The sequence below is a fragment of the Embleya sp. NPDC001921 genome (assembly GCF_053594475.1).
Genome location: NZ_JBSFEO010000031.1, coordinates 26,110 through 44,052, shown reverse-complemented (window position 1 = coordinate 44,052; position 17,943 = coordinate 26,110). Strand labels below are relative to the sequence as shown.

The 17,943-nt window shown below is 70.6% G+C and carries 13 protein-coding genes; 3 read left to right on the top strand and 10 right to left on the bottom strand.

Translation table 11 applies throughout. The features are described from left to right. Positions 1–52: 52 nt before the first annotated feature. From ACWCPW_RS31275 to ACWCPW_RS31260, 4 genes are all read right to left on the bottom strand, one after another. Positions 53–2,521 carry an HAD-IC family P-type ATPase gene (locus ACWCPW_RS31275; RefSeq protein WP_449764921.1) on the bottom strand — a complete coding sequence of 823 codons (2,469 nt, stop codon included), beginning with the start codon at positions 2,519–2,521 and terminating at the stop codon, positions 53–55. Between the two features lie 77 nt (positions 2,522–2,598). After that, positions 2,599–3,963 (bottom strand): M16 family metallopeptidase, encoded by a 1,365-nt coding sequence (locus ACWCPW_RS31270; RefSeq protein ID WP_449764920.1) that lies wholly within the window; start codon positions 3,961–3,963, stop codon positions 2,599–2,601. Continuing rightward, positions 3,960–5,279 (bottom strand): M16 family metallopeptidase, encoded by a 1,320-nt coding sequence (locus ACWCPW_RS31265; protein WP_449764919.1) that lies wholly within the window; start codon positions 5,277–5,279, stop codon positions 3,960–3,962. Before ACWCPW_RS31265 ends, ACWCPW_RS31270 begins: the two co-directional genes overlap by 4 nt. Positions 5,280–5,406: 127 nt before the next feature. Continuing rightward, a complete protein-coding gene (locus ACWCPW_RS31260) occupies positions 5,407–5,652 on the bottom strand; it encodes a DUF2630 family protein (protein WP_449764918.1) in 246 nt (81 codons plus the stop codon). Positions 5,653–5,902: 250 nt separating this feature from the next. Here ACWCPW_RS31260 and ACWCPW_RS31255 point away from each other — a divergent pair, with 250 nt between their 5' ends. Continuing rightward, on the top strand, positions 5,903–8,371 hold the full coding sequence (locus tag ACWCPW_RS31255) for a DNA gyrase/topoisomerase IV subunit A (protein WP_449764917.1): 2,469 nt from the start codon (positions 5,903–5,905) through the stop codon (positions 8,369–8,371). 86 nt (positions 8,372–8,457) lie between these two features. On the opposite strand, the gene ACWCPW_RS31250 is transcribed toward ACWCPW_RS31255, so the two are convergent. Next, on the bottom strand, positions 8,458–8,931 hold the full coding sequence (locus tag ACWCPW_RS31250) for an HD domain-containing protein (RefSeq protein WP_449764916.1): 474 nt from the start codon (positions 8,929–8,931) through the stop codon (positions 8,458–8,460). 114 nt (positions 8,932–9,045) lie between these two features. Between ACWCPW_RS31250 and ACWCPW_RS31245 the strand changes: the two genes are divergently transcribed. Continuing rightward, positions 9,046–10,011: a sucrase ferredoxin gene (locus ACWCPW_RS31245; RefSeq protein WP_449764915.1), complete on the top strand. Its 966-nt coding sequence runs from the start codon at positions 9,046–9,048 to the stop codon at positions 10,009–10,011. Here the strand turns inward: ACWCPW_RS31245 and ACWCPW_RS31240 are convergent. The 3 genes from ACWCPW_RS31240 to ACWCPW_RS31230 all read right to left on the bottom strand — a co-directional run bounded on the left by ACWCPW_RS31240 (position 10,005) and on the right by ACWCPW_RS31230 (position 14,496). After that, positions 10,005–11,597, bottom strand: coding sequence for a solute symporter family protein (locus ACWCPW_RS31240; protein WP_449765011.1), 1,593 nt, complete (start codon positions 11,595–11,597; stop codon positions 10,005–10,007). The genes ACWCPW_RS31245 and ACWCPW_RS31240 overlap by 7 nt on opposite strands. A 17-nt stretch (positions 11,598–11,614) precedes the next feature. Then, positions 11,615–11,995: a DUF485 domain-containing protein gene (locus ACWCPW_RS31235; RefSeq protein WP_449764914.1), complete on the bottom strand. Its 381-nt coding sequence runs from the start codon at positions 11,993–11,995 to the stop codon at positions 11,615–11,617. A gap of 380 nt (positions 11,996–12,375) precedes the next feature. Then, a complete protein-coding gene (locus tag ACWCPW_RS31230; protein ID WP_449764913.1) occupies positions 12,376–14,496 on the bottom strand; it encodes a DNA gyrase/topoisomerase IV subunit B in 2,121 nt (706 codons plus the stop codon). A gap of 385 nt (positions 14,497–14,881) precedes the next feature. On the opposite strand from ACWCPW_RS31230, the gene ACWCPW_RS31225 reads away from it, so the two are divergent. Beyond that, positions 14,882–15,112 carry a DUF7455 domain-containing protein gene (locus tag ACWCPW_RS31225; RefSeq protein ID WP_020555816.1) on the top strand — a complete coding sequence of 77 codons (231 nt, stop codon included), beginning with the start codon at positions 14,882–14,884 and terminating at the stop codon, positions 15,110–15,112. Between the two features lie 133 nt (positions 15,113–15,245). Here ACWCPW_RS31225 and ACWCPW_RS31220 read toward each other — a convergent pair whose 3' ends face one another. Both ACWCPW_RS31220 and ACWCPW_RS31215 read right to left on the bottom strand, forming a co-directional pair. Continuing rightward, positions 15,246–16,040 carry a S1 family peptidase gene (locus ACWCPW_RS31220; RefSeq protein WP_449764912.1) on the bottom strand — a complete coding sequence of 265 codons (795 nt, stop codon included), beginning with the start codon at positions 16,038–16,040 and terminating at the stop codon, positions 15,246–15,248. A gap of 231 nt (positions 16,041–16,271) precedes the next feature. Further along, a complete protein-coding gene (locus ACWCPW_RS31215) occupies positions 16,272–17,846 on the bottom strand; it encodes an RNA polymerase sigma factor (protein ID WP_449764911.1) in 1,575 nt (524 codons plus the stop codon). Positions 17,847–17,943: the final 97 nt, after the last annotated feature.

Sequence of the window (17,943 nt, the reverse complement as noted above, 5' to 3'; positions counted from 1 at the left end):
GCCCACTCCCCGGGCGTGGGCCGGGCCGCTGCCCGACCCGCGCCCGAGGCGCCTACGCGGCCACCTCGCTCGCCAGGCGGCGCTTGTTCCAGTACGCGACGATCTCCAGAAGCACTCCGGCGGCCGCCGCGAGGCCGACCGCGGTCCACGGCATCTGCGTACCGACCAGCTTGAGTTCGAAGAAGTCCTGGAGCCATGGCACCGAGATCACCGTGGCGAACCCGGCCCCCATCACCAGCACCAGCCCTATCCGCCACCACGTGTACGGGCGGGCGATGATCGCGAGCACCCACAGGCCGACCAGGAACAGCGTCAGCGTCGCGATCGACGTCTCGGCCGTACGCGTGGCGTCCGTCGCGCCGTAGTGCGAGCGGGCCAGCAGGTACGCGGTGAAGGTCGCCGTGCCGGCGATCACCCCGGAAGGGCCCGAGTAGCGCAGCACCCGCTTGACGAAGCCGGGACGGGCGCGTTCCTTGTTCGGCGCCAGGGCCAGGAAGAACGCCGGGGTGCCGATGGTGAACCAGGCCAGCAGGGTCAGGTGCCGAGGCAGGAACGGGTAGGGCACGTTGGCGATCACGACCAGGATGGCCAGCAGCACCGAGTAGGCGGTCTTGGTCAGGAACAGGTTGGAGACCCGCTCGATGTTGCCGATCACCCGGCGGCCCTCGCCGACCACCGACGGCAGCGTCGCGAAGCTGTTGTCCAGCAGCACGATCTGCGCGACGCCCTTGGTGGCCTCGCTGCCCGAGCCCATCGACACGCCGATGTCGGCGTCCTTGAGCGCGAGTACGTCGTTGACGCCGTCGCCGGTCATCGCCACGTTGTGCCCGCGCGACTGGAGGGCGGCGACCATGTCCCGCTTCTGCTGCGGGGTGACCCGGCCGAAGACCGTGTTGGCCTCCAGCACGTCCGCCAGCTCGTTTTGATCGGTGGGCAGCGTGCGCGCGTCCACCGGGTGGTCGGCGCCCTTGATGCCGAGCTTGGCGGCCACCGCGCCGACCGAGATCGCGTTGTCGCCGGAGATCACCTTGGCCGCCACGCCCTGATCGGCGAAGTAGTCCAGGGTCGCGCCCGCGTCGTGCCGCAGCCGCTGCTCCAGCACCACCAGTGCGGCGGGCGTCACCTCGGCGCCGTCCGGGCCGCCGACGAGCGCGTCGACGGTGTCCGCGAGCGAGGCGTCGGTGCGGACCAGCAGCAGTACCCGCAGGCCCTGCGCGCCCAGGCGTTCGGCGTCGGCGAGCAGTTCGCCGTGCGCCCGCGTGGTCACCAGCACCTCGGGGGCGCCGATCAACCACGTGGTGCGGGAGCCTGCCACCTCGAACGTCGCGCCGCTGTACTTGCGCGCGGACGAGAACGGCACGCTCTCCACCGAGGTCCAGCCGTGCTCGGCCGGGCACTCGTCGATGATCGCGGCCAGGCTCGCGTTCGGGCGCGGCTCGGTGGTGCCGAGCGCGCCGAGCGCGGAGCGCACCGGCAGGCCCTCGGCCAGCTCGCGCACCTCGGCGACGTTCATGCCGCCCTCGGTGAGCGTGCCGGTCTTGTCCAGGCAGACCACGTCGACCCGGGCCAGGCCCTCGATCGCGGGCAACTCCTGGACCAGGCACTGCTTGCGACCCAGACGCACCACACCGACCGCGAACGCCAGCGAGGTGAGCAGCACCAGGCCCTCGGGGACCATCGGCACGATGCCCGCGATCATCCGGGTGACGGCCTCGCGCCAGGTGGTGTCCTCCAGCCGGTACTGGCTGATGATCAGCGCGATCGAGGCCGGGAACAGGATCCAGGTGACGTACTTGAGGATCGTGCTGATCCCGTTGCGCAGTTCCGAGGCCACCAGCGTGAACTTGCTGGCCTCCTCCATGAGCTGCGCGGCGTACGCCTCGCGACCCACCCGGGTCGCGGTGAACGCGCCGTTGCCGGCCACCACGAAGCTGCCGGACATCACCGGGTCGCCCGGGCGCTTGATCACCGGGTCGGCCTCGCCGGTGAGCAGCGACTCGTCGATCTCGAGGTTGTCGGCCTCCACGACCACGCCGTCCACCGCGGCCTTGTCGCCCGCGCCCAGCTCGATCACGTCGTCGAGCACGAGGTCCGAGGGGGACAGCGCAACGGCCTGCCCGTCCCGGCGCACCACCGGCTTGGACTCGCCGATCACCGCGAGCCGGTCCAGGGTGCGCTTGGCGCGCATCTCCTGGATGATCCCGATCCCGGTGTTGGCGATGATCACGAAGCCGAACAGGCCGTCCTTGACCGACCCGACGGACAGGATGATCAGCCACAACACGCCGATGACGGCGTTGAACCGGGTGAAGACGTTCGCCTTGACGATCTCGGACGTCGATCGACTGGAGCGCACGGGGACGTCGTTGACGTCGCCTCTGGCGACCCGTTCCGCGACGTCCGCGGCGGTCAGTCCGACGCCGAGCGGCGCGGGGGGATCGCCTTCCTTCCCGTCGGGTCTGTCGACCGGCGGGATGGCTGTCGTCTCTCCGGGCCCGGCGCCCGGCAACGGCTGAGTCATGGGTCTACGTTAAGTGCCCCGGGAGATCGCGGTTGGCGGTGGGCCGCCCGTTGTGGTCCGCCCACCGCCGCACGCGCCTATTCGACGACCGTGACCGGTCCGATTTCGAGTGCTTCCAGCGGCTCGCGGATCTTGTCCGCGTCGCCCACCAGGACCACCACGAGGTGCTCGGGGTCGAACGCGGCGGACACCGACGCGGCGGCGTCCTTGGTGGCCACGTCGGCCAGCCGCAGGTAGAGCTCCGGCAGGTAGTCGTCCGGGAGCCGCTCGGCGGCCATGTCCGCGAGCGAGTCGCACACCGCGCGCGGCGTCACGTACTTCAGCGGCGCGACGCCCACGATGCTCTGCACCGCCGCGTCCCGCTCGACGTCCTCCAGGCCCTCGGCGGCCAGCGTGCGCAGCACGGTGACCAGGTCCGCGACGGCCGGCCCTGTGACATCGGTCTCCACCGAGCCGTGGATCGCCAGCAGCGAGCCCACCGGCAACGACTGGTTGCCCGCGCGCACGCCGTAGGTGTAGCCCTTCTCCTCGCGCAGCACCCGGTCCAGGCGCGAGGTGAGCGTGCCGCCCAGGCAGTACGTACCGATGGTCAGGGCCGGCCACGAGGCGTCCTCGCGGCCCGGTCCGGTGCGCCCGACCAGCAGTTGCGTCTGCACGCTGCCCGGCCGGTGCACGATCAGCACCCGGGCGTGGTCGTCGGCGAGCACGGGGGCCGGTCGCGAGGGCTCGGCCGGCTCCGCGTGCCAGGTGCCGATCGTGCGCTCCAGCACACCGGTGACGTCCACGCCCTCGAAGTCGCCGACCACGACCAGGGTGGCGGTCTGCGGACGCACGTGCGCCGTGAAGAAGTCCCACACGGCCGCGCGGTCCACCCGTGCGACGCTCTCCGAGGTGCCGGCCCGCGGCCGGGACAGCCGCACCGAGGCGTCGAACAGCGTCGCGCTCAGCGCGAGCGCCGCGCGCCGGGGCGGACTGGCCAGCTCGTGCACGATCTCGTCCAGCCGCTGGCGCACCAGCCGGTCCACCTCGTCCGCCGGGAAGGCCGGCGCCCGTACCGCGTCCGCGAGCAGCCCCAGCGCCCGCTCCAGGCGCGAGGCCGGCACGTCCAGCGCGACCCGCACGCCCGGGTGATCGGCGTCACTGTCGATCGTCGCACCGCAGCGCTCCAACTCCGCGGCGAACTCCTCGGCGCCCATCTTGTCGGTGCCCTCGGTGAGCGCGCGCGCCATGATCGTCGCGACGCCCTCGCGCTCGGTCGGCTCGGCGGCCAGCGGCGAGTCGAGCACCAGCTCGACCGCCACCACCTTCTGGCCGGGTCGGTCCACGCGCAGCACCGCGAGGCCGTTGCCCAGCACCGAGCGCTCGGGCGCGGGGAAGGTCCACTCGCGGGCCGGGCCCGCGCCGGGGCGCGGGTGGAACACCATCTCGCCGGTCTGGGTCACGCGACCTGCTCCTCGTTCTCGTCCGCGTCGTCGGTCGGTTCGTACACGAGCACCGCACGGTTGTCCGGCACCAGGCGCTCGGCGGCCACCGCCCGCACCTCCTCGGCCGTGATGTCCAGCAGCCGGTCCAGCGCGGTGAACGCCAGGTTCGCGTCGCCGAACAACGTCTCGTAGCGGCACAGTTCGTCCGCCCGGCCGCCCGCCGTGGCCATCGTGTCCAGGTAGGCCCGCTCCAACTGGGCCTGCGCGCGTTCGAGTTCGGCCGGGGTCGGACCCTCGGCCGCGAACCGCGCGAACTCCTCGGCCAGCGCCGCGTCGATCGCCCCGACCGCGCCCGAACCGGACGCCTTGACGTCCAGCATCGCCACCGACGCGGTGCCGGACAGCCGCATCAGGCCCACCCCGGCGTAGATCGCCAGCTCGTCGTGCCGCACCAGCCGGGTGTTCAGCCGCGAGCTCTCCCCCTCGCCCAGCACGGTCAGCGCGATGTCCGCCGCGTCCGCGCCCCGGGTGCCGTCGGCCGGCATCCGGTAGGCGGCCATCAGGGCCGGCGAGGGCACCTCCTCGTGCACCGTCTCGCGCACCTCGGCGCCCAGGACCGGCGGCAGCGTGCCGTCCGCGGGCACCGGCTTGCCGTCGTGCGCGGGAATGCTGCCGAAGTACTTCTCCACCCAGGCCAGGGTCTGCTCGGGATCCACGTCGCCGACGATCGCGAGCACCGCGTTGTTGGGCGCGTAGTAGGTCCGGAAGAACGCCTGGCAGTCCGCGAGCGAGGTGGCGTCCAGGTCGGCCATCGAGCCGATCGGCATGTGGTGGTACGGGTGGCCCTCGGGGAAGGCCATCGCCACCAGCCGCTCCCACGCGGTGCCGTAGGGCACGTTGTCGTAGCGCTGCCGGCGCTCGTTCTTGACCACGTCGCGCTGGTTGTCCAGGCTCTCCTCGGTCAGCGCCTTCAGCAGCCCGCCCATGCGGTCCGCCTCCAGCCACAGCGCGAGTTCCAACTGGTGCGCGGGCATCGTCTCGTAGTAGTTCGTGCGCTCGAAGCTCGTGGTGCCGTTGAGCGAACCGCCCGCGGACTGCACGAACTCGAAGTGCTCGTTGCCGTGCACGTTGGCCGAACCCTGGAACATCAGGTGCTCGAAGAGGTGCGCGAGGCCGGTCCGCCCGGGCCGTTCATGCCGTGAGCCCACGTCGTACCAGAGGCAGACGGCGGCCACGGGGTCGACGTGGTCCTCCGAGAGCACCACGCGGAGCCCGTTGCCGAGGGTGTGCGTGGTCGCGGTGAACCCCAACGATGCAGTCGCCGGTCCTGCCATATGCCCAACCGTCCTCTCCTGGAGAGTGACCGCCGCACCGGCGGCCACCCTCACCCTAACGACGCGCGGTGCCCGTTCGACTCCCGCTTTCGGGCTGTTCGCGATCGGCGAAGCCGCCCGCCGGCGACTACTGCTGGTAGCCCTCCACCTCGCGCGTCGGCCGCGCCGCGGCCGTCGCCGGGTCCCCGCCGGCGTCCCGCAACGCCTGACGCTGCCTCAGCAGGTCCCAGCACTGGTCGAGTTCGGCCTCCACCTCGGCCAGCCGGGCATGCTCCTCACCCGACGAGATCACGCCTTGCGCAAGTTGGTCGCGCAGGGCACGCTCCTGCTCGACCATGTCGGTGATGCGTTCGCGGATCTGCTTGTCGTCCATCGCGGAACCCTTCGTTCTTCCTGCTCGGACGGCGGCCGGAGACTGCGGCGCAACCGTGGGCCAAAGGGCTGTCCTTCCCTCCTCGCACGGCCCTCAAGCACGCTGTCACCCGGGTCGATGCACTCACATGTCGCACCGGCGCGTCACAATGGGCACGCCGTGCGGGCCGTCCCCGGCCGCGCCGCCCTCGGGCGGACACGGGAGACTCGGCCCGGCGCCGGCCCGAAGAAGCAAAGGAGCAACGCCGCGCATGGCCCGCCGTAGTACGAAAACCTCCGGTCCGCAGCCACCGGACGACTTCGAGGAACGCATCCTCGACATCGATGTCGTCGACGAGATGCAGGGCTCCTTCCTGGAGTACGCCTACTCGGTCATCTACTCGCGGGCACTGCCGGACGCCCGCGACGGGCTCAAGCCCGTGCATCGCCGCATCCTGTACCAAGCCGCCGAGATGGGCCTGCGCCCGGACCGGGGGTACGTCAAGTGCGCCCGTGTCGTGGGCGAGGTGATGGGCAAGCTGCACCCGCACGGTGACGGCCCCATCTACGACACCCTGGTGCGCATGGCGCAGCCGTTCTCGATGCGCCTGCCGCTGATCGACGGCCACGGGAACTTCGGCTCGCTCGGCGGCGACGACCCGCCCGCCGCGATGCGATACACCGAGTCCCGGCTGTCCTCGGCCGCGATGCTGATGGTCGACTCGATCGACGAGGACGTCGTCGACTTCGGCCCCAACTACGACGGCCAGGAACAGGAACCGGGCGTCCTGCCCGCCGCGTTCCCGAACCTGCTCGTCAACGGGGCGTCCGGGATCGCGGTCGGCATGGCGACCAACATGCCGCCGCACAACCTGGTCGAGGTGGTCGCCGCCGCGCGTCACCTGATCCGACACCCCACCGCCACACTCGACGACCTGATGCGCCACGTCCCCGGCCCCGACCTGCCCACCGGCGGCCGGATCGTGGGCCTGGGCGGGGTCCGCGACGCGTACGAGAAGGGCCGCGGCACCTTCAAGATCCGCGCCACCGCGACGGTCGAGTCGGTCACCGCGCGCCGCAAGGGCATCGTGGTCACCGAATTGCCGTACAACGTCGGCCCGGAGCGGGTGATCGCCAAGATCAAGGAGTTGGTGCAGGCCAAGAAGGTCCAGGGCATCGCGGACCTGAAGGACCTCACCGACCGCTCGCACGGCCTGCGTCTGGTCATCGAGATCAAGAACGGGTTCAACCCCGAGGCGATCCTCCAGCAGCTCTACAAGCTGACGCCGATGGAGGAGACCTTCGGCATCAACAACGTCGCGCTGGTCGACGGCCAGCCGCTCACGCTGGGCCTGAAGGAACTGCTCCAGGTCTACGTGGACCACCGCTTCGAGGTGGTCCGCAGGCGCAGCGAGTTCCGGCGCCGCAAGCGCCAGGAGCGCCTGCACCTGGTCGACGGCCTGCTCGTCGCGCTGATCGACATCGACCGCGTGATCGAGCTGATCCGCTCGAGCGACAACTCGGCGCAGGCCAAGGAACGTCTGATGGAGACGTTCTCGCTGTCCGACATCCAGGCGTCCTACATCCTGGACACCCCGCTGCGCCGGCTCACCCGGTTCGACCGGATCGAACTGGAGGCCGAGCAGGAGCGGTTGCGCGCCGAGATCGCCGAACTGACCACCATCCTCGAGGACGACAAGCTGCTCCGGAAGGTGGTCTCGGACGAATTGGCCGCGGTGTCCAAGAAGTACGGCACACCGCGCCGCACGGTCCTGCTGGAGTCGGCGGACGTGCCGGCCGCGGCGGTCCCGCTCCAGGTCACCGACGCGCCGTGCACCGTGCTGCTGTCCTCGACCGGCCTGCTCGCCCGCACCTCGACCGGCGGCCCGCTGCCGCCCGAGGGGGGCAGATCCAAACACGATCTGGTCGTGTCCTCGGTCGCGGCCACCGTGCGCGGCGAGGTCGGCGCGGTCACCAGCACCGGCCGGCTGCTCCGGATCAACGTGGTCGACCTGCCTGCGCTGCCGGAGACCGCGACCGCGCCCAACCTGGCCGGCGGCGCACCGCTGTCCGAGTTCGTCTCGCTGGAGTCGAACGAGCGACTGGTGTGCCTGACCACCCTGTCCGCCGACTCCCCCGGGCTCGCGCTCGGCACCGCGCAGGGGGTGGTCAAGCGGGTCGTGCCGGACTATCCGGCGAACAAGGACGACCTGGAGGTGATCACGCTGCGCGAGGGCGACGCCATCGTCGGCGCGGTCGAGTTGCGCACCGGCGAGGAGGACCTGGTCTTCATCACCGACGACGCCCAGTTGTTGCGCTTCCAGGCCTCGATGGTGCGCCCGCAGGGCCGCCCGGCGGGCGGCATGGCCGGGATCAAGCTGGGCACCGGACAGTCCGTGCTCTCGTTCACCGCGGTGGATCCGGGCGCCGACGCGATGGTGGTCACGGTCGCCGCCTACAGCGGGGACGCGCTGTTCGGCTCGGAGTACGGCACCTGCAAGGTCACCCCGTTCGCCGAGTATCCGCGCAAGGGTCGGGCCACCGGCGGGGTGCGCTGCCAGCGCTTCCTCAAGGGCGAGACCACGCTGCGCCTGGCCTGGGCGGGCCGGGCGCCGGTCCGCGGCTCCGACGCGAAGGGAGCGCCGGTCGAACTGCCCGCCGCGGATCCGCGCCGGGACGGCTCCGGCACGCCGCTGGTCAAGCATGTCGAGGTGGTCGGCGGCCCCACGGGCACCGTCTGATCCGGCCCCACACACCGAGGCCCCCGCGGCGTCCCTCGCCGCGGGGGCCTCTCCCGTTCGATCGCCGGCCGAGCCTGCCTCGTTCGTCAGCGTGCGGCGAACTCCTCCAGGAGTTCGATCGAGCGCGCGTACTTGCGCCGCAACCGCACCTGCGTCGCCGCGTCGAGTTGCCCGAGTCGGGCCTCGGAGCGGTTGTCCGCGATGTCGGCCCGCTTGACCACGAGCGCGATCGGGTCCGCCGCCGCGCGCTCGATGCTGACCTCCAGCGGTTCGCCGGGCAGCTTGGACAGCGCGATCACCGCGGCCACCACCCGCTCCGGCACACCGGCCGCGCGCAGGTCTTCCGCGCCCACCGGTGTGTCCTCGATCACGTCGTGCAGGACCGCCGCCATCTGCGTGTACGTGCCCTCGACCTGCCGCATCACCCGCAGCGGGTGCGTGATGTACGGGTGACCACCCTTGTCCAACTGACCGTCGTGCGCGGCCCTGGCGAGCGCCACCGCGTCGTCCAACGTGAAGCCGGCTATCGCCGCTCTCCCGTCGGGCCGTCCCTGGGGCATGGCCGCCTCCCATCGTTACCGTGTGCAACAACCGTACCGGGATCATCGGATCCGGGCGCTCGGGGCGGGGCCGATCGGGCCGATCGGCAAGTGAACGCTATACGGTGCACAGTCGTGGAAACCTGCGTCTTTCTTTCGCACGAACTCGCCGAGCCGATGGCGGGCACCGCTCCGACCACGCGCGGTTGGCTGCTGGTCGAACACCCCGGGCCGTGGGCCGCGAAGGCCCTGACCGGCAGTCGCGGGCTCGACGACGGGGTGGGCCGGGAGCTGGACGAGCGCGCCGGCAGGGCCGGTTTCCGCGCCGCCCTGATCCGCAGGCCGGACCAGGCGGGTCGGCGACCGGAGGAGGCGAACCCCCGGGCCGACGACGCGGGCGGCCCGGCCGACGCGGGCACCTCCCCCCACGGCCCGCGGACCGTCTTCCTGGCCTGGACCGAGCCCGGCGGCACCTGGCTGCGCCGGTTGCGCGTGGCCGGCGCCGCCGACCTGCTCGCGCTCGACCTCGCCGCGCTGGCCGGACCGGCCGAGCCCGCGCTGGGCGAGCCGGTCGCCGAGCCGCTGATCCTGGTCTGCACGAACGGCAAGCGCGACCGGTGCTGCGCGGTCGAGGGCCGCCCGCTCGCCGCCGCGCTCGCCGCGAGCCTCCCGGAGGCCGCCTGGGAGGTCACCCACCTGGGTGGGCACCGATTCGCCCCGACCGCCATCGTGCTGCCCCAGGGCTACCTGTACGGCCGCCTGGACCCCACCTCGGCCCGCGCCGTGATCGCCGCCGCGCGCCGCGGCGAGATGTTGCCGGACCGGTGCCGGGGCCGGGCCACCTACTCACGGGCCGGTCAGGCCGCCGAGCTCGCGGTCCGCACGGACTGTGGCGAGCTCCGGGCCGACGCGCTGTCGGTGTACGACGAGCGGGCCGAGGACGACGGGGGGTGGACCGTGCGGGTCGACCACACCGACGGCCGCACCTGGACCGTCGCGGTGGACGCGCGCCGGGAGGCCCCCGCCCGGCCGGAGAGTTGCGGCAAGGACGAGGGCCTCCCGACCAGCATGCGGGCCCGGCTGTTGACGCACCGTCAGTAGGCGCCCGCCCCGGTCAGCGAACGGACCTCCATCTCGGCGTACTTGGCGGCGTCCGCCTCCTCGTCCGAGCGCAGCGTGCCGATCCAGCCGCACAGGAAGCCGATCGGGATCGACACGATGCCCGGGTTCTCCAACGGGAACCAGTGGAAGTCGATCCCGGTCACCAGCGGCGTCTTGCCGCCGGAGACCACCGGCGAGAACAGCACGAGCACCAGCGCCGAGCCGAGCCCGCCGTAGATCGCCCACACCGTGCCGTTGGTGTTGAACCGCCGCCAGAACAGCGTGTACAGCAGCGTGGGCAGGTTCGCCGACGCGGCGACCGCGAAGGCGAGCGCGACCAGGAACGCGACGTTGAGCTTCTGCGCGGACAGGCTCAGCCCGATCGCGATCCCGCCGATCACGATCGCCGAGATCCGGGCGGCCCGCAGTTCGCTCTTCTCGTCGGTCGCCTCCTTGCGGATCACGTTCGTGTACAGGTCGTGCGCGAAGGACGCCGAGGAGGCCAGGGTCAGTCCGGCCACCACGGCCAGGATGGTCGCGAACGCGACCGCCGCGATCACCGCGAGCAGCACCACGCCGCCGAACGTGTCCGGTCCGCCGCCGAGTTCCTCCGCGAGCAGCGGCAGCGCGGTGTTGCCCGCCGCGTTCGACTTGCGGATCTTGTCCGAGCCGAGCACCGCCGCGGCGCCGAACCCGAGCACGATGGTGAGCAGGTAGAACGTGCCGATCAGCGCGATCGCCCACATCACCGAGTGCCGCGCGGCCCGCGCGGTGGGCACCGTGTAGAAGCGCACCAGGATGTGCGGAAGCCCCGCGGTGCCCAGCACCAGCGCGATGGCCAGGCTGATGAAGTCCAGCCGACTGGTCAGGTTCCTGCCGTACTTCAGACCCGGTTCCAGGAACTGCTGTCCGTGGCCGCTGGTATGCGCGGCGGTGTCCAGCAACTCGTCGAGGTCGAAGTGGAAGCGCAGCAGGACCAGGAACGTCATCAGGATCGCGCCGCCGAGCAGCAGCACCGCCTTGACGATCTGGATCCAGGTGGTGCCCTTCATCCCGCCGAAGGTCACGTAGACCACCATCAGCGCGCCCACGCCCACGATCGTCCAGGTCTGCGCCGAGCCGCCGCTGTCCCCGAGCAACAGCGCGACCAGCGTGCCCGCGCCGACCATCTGCGCGATCAGGTAGAAGATCGAGACCACGATCGTCGCGGCCCCCGCCGCGGTCCGCACCGGCTTGCGGCTCATCCGGAACGCGACCACGTCGGCCATCGTGAACCGCCCGCAGTTGCGCACGAGTTCGGCCACCAGCATGAGCACGACCAGCCACGCGACCAGGAAGCCGATCGAGTACAGGAAGCCGTCGTAGCCGAACAGCGCGATCAGTCCGGCGATGCCCAGGAACGACGCCGCCGACATGTAGTCGCCCGCGATCGCCAGCCCGTTCTGGGAGGCGGAGAACTCCCGCCCGCCGGCGTAGAAGTCGTTGGCCGTGCGGTTGTTCCGGCTGGCCCACACGGTGATGCCCAGCGTGATCACCACGAATACCACGAACAACAGGCCGGTCAGGCCGCGGTGGCCGCCGGCCACCGCGAGGTACACACCGTTCACCGGAACATCTCCTGGGTCTCCCAGCGCAGGTTGAGCGCCGCCCGGTCACGCTTGTCGCGCGCGTTGCGGGCGTACGACCACGTGATCAGGAAGGTGCTCGCGAACTGGAGCAGGCCGAAGGCCAGCGCGACGTTGAACGCGCCGAGGATCCGGTGCGCCATGAAGTCGCGCGCGAACGTGGACGCGAACACGTAGAGCAGGTACCACCCGAGGAACGCGAGCGACATCGGGAAGACGAAGTCGCGATAGCGCCGCCGGATCTCCTGGAACTCGGGGCTCGCCTGCACGCGCAGGTAGATGTCCGCGCGCGGATCCGGCCCCGGGTCGCCGATCGGCACACCCTGGGTGGGTGTGGGTCGGTACGAACTGGTCGTCACCGTAGCTCTCCTCGTCGATCGCCGAACCGCGCGGCCGCGTCCCGACTCCGAGCGCCCTGGACAGGCGTTCGACGGGACCGATTTTCAGCATGGTCAGCGGGCGCGGGCCGCACGGCCAGGTTCTGCACAATTCACCTGTACGGATGAATCGCCGGCACGGCCGCACACCTGGCCCCGCCATGCGTCGTGGAATCGCTTGGCCAACGAGGTTCCGCGCCCCGCCGATACGGGAAACCGGTCGGTCACACGCCAATGAGTGACATTCGTCCTTCTATCGCAGATATACGGACTGTTTGGCCCGGATGTCCTGATCATGAAAAAGCGCCGGGCCGGAGGGACGAATCCCTCCGGCCCGGCGCGTGCCCGGGTGTCCGGTTCGCTCAGACGTCGATCCGCGAGCGGTCGAGCAGCGACGCGGAGTTGGTGATGAACTCCTTGCGCGGCGCCACCTCGTTGCCCATCAGCAGGTCGAACACGCGCTCGGCCGCCTCGAGGTCGCCGAGGTTGATCCGGCGCAGCGTGCGGTGCCGGGGATCGACCGTGGTCTCCGCGAGCTGATCGGCGTCCATCTCGCCCAGACCCTTGTACCGCTGGATCGGGTCCTTCCAGGCGATGCCCTTGCGCTGGTACTCCAGCAGCGTGCGCTTCAGCTCGGAGTCCGAGTACGTGTAGACGTACTTCTCCTGGCCCTTCTTGGGCCGGGACAGCTCGATCCGGTGCAGCGGCGGAACCGCGGCGAAGACCCGGCCGGACTCGACCATCGGGCGCATGTAGCGCTGGAAGAGGGTGAGCAGCAGGCAGCGGATGTGCGAGCCGTCGACGTCGGCGTCCGCCATGAAGATGATCTTGCCGTAGCGGGCCTGGTCGATGTCGAAGGTGCGCCCCGAGCCCGCACCTATCACCTGGATGATCGCGGCGCACTCGGCGTTCTTGAGCATGTCCGAGACGGACGCCTTCTGCACGTTCAGGATCTTGCCGCGGATCGGCAGCAGGGCCTGGAACTCCGAGTTGCGGGCGAGCTTGGCGGTGCCGAGCGCGGAGTCGCCCTCGACGATGAACAACTCGCTGCGGTCGACGTCGTCGCTGCGGCAGTCGGCCAGCTTGGCCGGCAGCGCCGAGGTCTCCAGGGCCGTCTTGCGCCGCTGGGCCTCCTTGTGCTGACGCGCGGCGATCCGGGTGCGGGCCGCCGAGACGACCTTCTCCAGGACGGCGCGCGACTGCGCCTTGTGGTCGCGCGCGGTGGAGGTCAGGAACGCCTTGAGTTCCTTGGCCACCACGTTCTGCACGATCCGCGCGGCGGCCGAGGTGCCCAGCACCTCCTTGGTCTGGCCCTCGAACTGCGGCTCGGCCAACCGCACGGTGACCACGACGGTCAGGCCCTCGGTCGCGTCGTCCTTGGTGATGTCGTCCTCGGCCACGCGCAGCAGCTTGGTCGAGCGCAGCACGTCGTTGACCGTGCGCCGGAGCGCCTGGTCGAACCCGGCGACGTGGGTACCGCCCTTGGGCGTGGCGATGATGTTGACGAAGGAGCGCAGGGTCGAGTCGTAACCCGTGCCCCAGCGCAGCGCCACGTCCACACCCAGCTCGCGCTGCACCTCGGTGGGCACCATGTGGCCCTGCTCGTCGAGCACCGGCACGGTTTCCTTGAACGTGCCGGAGCCGGTGAAGCGCAACACGTCGCAGAGCGCGCGGTCGGGAGCGAGGTATTCACAGAACTCGCTGATCCCGCCGGAGTAGTGAAATACCTGTTCGTCCGCTTCGCCCGGATTCGCACCATTACGCTCGTCGCGAACAACGATCGTGAGTCCGGGCACCAAAAACGCGGTCTGCCGGGCTCGCGAGTGGAGCTGTTCCAGGTCGAGCGCGGCGTCCTTGAGGAAGATCTGCCGGTCCGCCCAGTAGCGGACCCGGGTTCCGGACTTGGCCTTGGAGATCTTCTTGATCTTGCGCAGTCCGTTACCGGCGCTGAACGGAGCGTCCGCACCGAGGGTGGCGAACTCGCCGGGCACGCCGCGGCGGAACGAGATGGCGTGGGTGTGCCCGCTCCGGTCCACCTCGACGTCGAGTCGGGCGGACAGGGCGTTGACCACGGAGGCGCCGACGCCGTGCAGGCCGCCGGACGCGGCGTAGGAACCGCCGCCGAACTTGCCGCCTGCGTGCAGCTTGGTCATGACGACCTCGACACCGGACAGGCCGGTCTTGGGCTCCACGTCGACGGGGATACCGCGACCGTTGTCCCGAACCTCCACCGAGCCGTCCGCGTGCAGGAGCACCTCGATCCGGTCGCCGAAGCCCCCGAGGGCCTCGTCCACCGAGTTGTCGATGATCTCCCACAGACAGTGCATCAGGCCCCGACTGTCGGTGGAGCCGATGTACATGCCGGGCCGCTTGCGGACCGCGTCAAGACCCTCGAGAACGAGGAGATGCCGCGCGGTGTAGTTCGAGTGGTCGGGCTCGCCCGCCAGGAGCGCGGTGGACTGCGCGGTCGTCTGGGCGGTCACGCGGTGCAACTCCTCGCATGTAGTCGCGTAGTCGGATCGCCGCGAACGCGTCGATCCGTGCGGCGCGTTCGCGGTGTCCGAGCCCACGAGAACGGGCCCGGTGATCACCTTCGTCGCGCCGGAGAGCAAGGCTACCGGGGCCGGAAGACAGCCCGGCGACGGCTCGCCGCCGCATCCTAGCCGGCATCCGAACACATCTTCGACCACCCGATCGGGTGGCCGGCATGAACCGTACGCGCACAGGGCACGTCCTATGCACAAGGAATGAGTTGCAGAAGGGGTGTGCCGAGAAGCTGTTGAACATGACACGATCACCCCGGGAACGTTCGAGGCTGATTTGATGTTGGACATCGATGAAGGCTTCGTCGAGTAGAGAAGAGGCGACGTGAATTCGGTTCTGACACCCGCCAGTCCGTTGACGGCCGCCGACCGTTGTGATCGGTGCGGCGCCCAGGCATACCTTCGGGTAGTCCTTTCCAGCGGCGGCGAACTGCTGTTCTGTGCGCACCACGCCCGTAAGTTCGAGCCTGAGCTTCGGAAGGTGGCCGTGGAGATACAGGACGAGACCGACCGCCTCACGGCGGTCCCCGTTACCGCACCGGACGACGACAACTGACCAGACAGCCGACCCTCTGAGATCCCGACGAGCAGACATCGCGCCGATGGCGGCCACCGCGAGGTGGCCGCCATCGGCGTCTGTCGTCGTCACCCGCGAGGGCGGTCGGCGCCCTCGCGGTCCGTGATATCCCTCACAATCCGGCGGCATCCCGGATGTCCCGGGCGAACGCGGCGACCCGGGTGTACACGCCCGGTTTACCCGGCAGGGCGCATCCGTCACCCCACGAGACGATCCCGGCGACGCGACCCGCCACCAGGAGCGGCCCGCCGCTGTCGGCGCTGCACGCGTCCTTGCCGCCCAGGCGCTCGCCGGCGCACACCATCGCGGAGGCGTCGTAGGTCCCCGATTGCCCGCCGGGGTACGCCGTGCGGCAGGTCGCGTCGGACACCAGCGGCACGGTGACCTGGCGCAGTGCCGAGGAGTAGTCGCCTCGCCCCGTGGTGTCACCCCAGCCGACCACGGTCGACGCGGTCCCGCTCGCGTAGACGTCCGCGTCCTGTTCCACCATCGACGCGACGCCCGCGCCGAGCGGCTCGTCGAGGGTGAGCACCGCCCAGTCGCCGGAGATCACGCTCGGATCGAAGCCCGGATTCACGTACACCTCGCCGACCACCACCTCGCGGCCCTGCGTGGTGCGCAGGTCGGTCCGCCCCTGGATCACCTTCAGATCCGCGCGGTCGTCCCGCTTGCCGTTCGCGTCGTACATGCAGTGCGCGGCCGTCAGCACCTTGGTCGGCGCGATCAGCGTGCCGCCGCAGAACTGCCCCGAGCGCGCGGAGCCGTACTCGGCGCGGCTGGAGAGGGCCACGGCGAACGGATAGGTCGCGGTGTCCGCGGGGGTCCCGCCGACCACCACGCGTGGGGGCCCCGAGGGCGTGGCCCCGGTCAGGACCGCCGCCAGTGCGACCGCGACGAGCGCGGCCATCGATCCTCGTGTGTACCGCCGGAAACTGCTGCGTCTGTTCCGCTCGGGCGCTCGCACCATCATGGGGAACCTCTCGCCGGCTACCGTCAGGTAGAAGCCGGTGCCCCAGCGTGGCTCCCCGGAATCCTCGCGCCGCGCGAACGGGTGATTTCACTCGCGAACGCACACACGAAGGCCCCGGATGGTGTATCCGGGGCCGGTGACCTCCCTGCGCGGTGCGACGATCCCCGCTCAGTCGAGGTAGTCGCGCAGTACCTGGGAGCGGGACGGGTGGCGCAGCTTCGACATGGTCTTCGACTCGATCTGGCGGATCCGCTCACGGGTGACCCCGTAGACCTTGCCGATCTCGTCGAGCGTCTTGGGCTGGCCGTCGGTGAGCCCGAAGCGCATCGACACCACGCCCGCCTCACGCTCGGAGAGGGTGTCGAGCACCGAGTGGAGCTGTTCCTGGAGCAGCGTGAAGCTGACCGCGTCGGCCGGCACCACGGCCTCGGAGTCCTCGATCAGGTCGCCGAACTCGCTGTCGCCGTCCTCGCCCAGGGGGGTGTGCAGGGAGATCGGCTCGCGGCCGTACTTCTGCACCTCGATGACCTTCTCCGGGGTCATGTCGAGTTCCTTGGCCAGCTCCTCGGGGGTGGGCTCGCGGCCCAGGTCCTGGAGCATCTGGCGCTGCACGCGGGCCAGCTTGTTGATCACCTCGACCATGTGGACCGGGATGCGGATGGTCCGCGCCTGGTCGGCCATGGCCCGGGTGATCGCCTGGCGAATCCACCAGGTGGCGTACGTGGAGAACTTGTAGCCCTTGGTGTAGTCGAACTTCTCCACCGCGCGGATCAGACCCAGGTTGCCCTCCTGGATCAGGTCCAGGAAGAGCATGCCGCGACCGGTGTAGCGCTTGGCCAGCGAGACCACCAGGCGCAGGTTCGCCTCGAGGAGGTGGTTCTTGGCCCGGCGGCCGTCCTCGGCGATGATCTCCAGTTCCATCCGGAGCTTGGGGGGCAACTTGTCGCCGGAGCCCAGCTTGTCCTCGGCGAACAGGCCGGCCTCGATCCGCTTGGCGAGGTTGACCTCCTGCTCGGCGTTGAGCAGCGGGACCTTGCCGATCTGCTTGAGGTAGTCCTTGACCGGGTCCGCGGTGGCGCCCGCCGCGGCGACCTGCTGCGCGGGGGCGTCGTCCTCGTCGTCGGAGAGGATGAAGCCCTTGCTCTCCGGCTCGTCGGGCACCGCGTCCTCGACCACGACCTCGGACTCGTCGGGCAACTCCTCGGCGTCCGCGTCGGGTTCACCGGCCTTGCCGGCCGTCTTCTTCGCGGCGGCCTTCTTCGGCGCGGCCTTCTTGGCGGCGCCGGCGGCGGCGGTCTTCTTCGCGGCGCTCTTGCGCGGCGCGGCGGGCGCCGCCGGGGCGGCCTGGGCGACGGCGGTCGGCGCGGGGCTCTCGTCGGGCGTGACCGGTTCGGCCTCCGCCGTCACGGTGACCGCGGTGGAGGCGCGGTTGGAGACGACGGTCTTGGTCGCGGTGCGCTTGGCGGCGCTCTTGGCCGCCACGCTCTTGCGGGTGCGCTTGGGCGCCGCCGAGTCCGCGGCACTGACCATGATGGTCACACCCTCCTGGTCGAGGACCTGGTTGAGGCTGCGCAGGACGTTCTTCCACTGGGTGGCCGGAATCTGGTCGGCCTCGAACGCCTGGCGCACCTCGTCGCTGGCGATGTACCCCTGGGCCTCACCCCGCTCGATCAACGACTTCACGTTGACGAATTCGGCGATCTCGGGCGGGAGCGAACGGGATGTGCTGGCCGACACAAACAACCTCTCGACGATCTGGACGGCGTCACGGCCTGGTGAACAGGCAGGCGCCGCCAAGCGAACGACACTCGGGCGGACAGCGTGGTTCCGGCAAACCGGT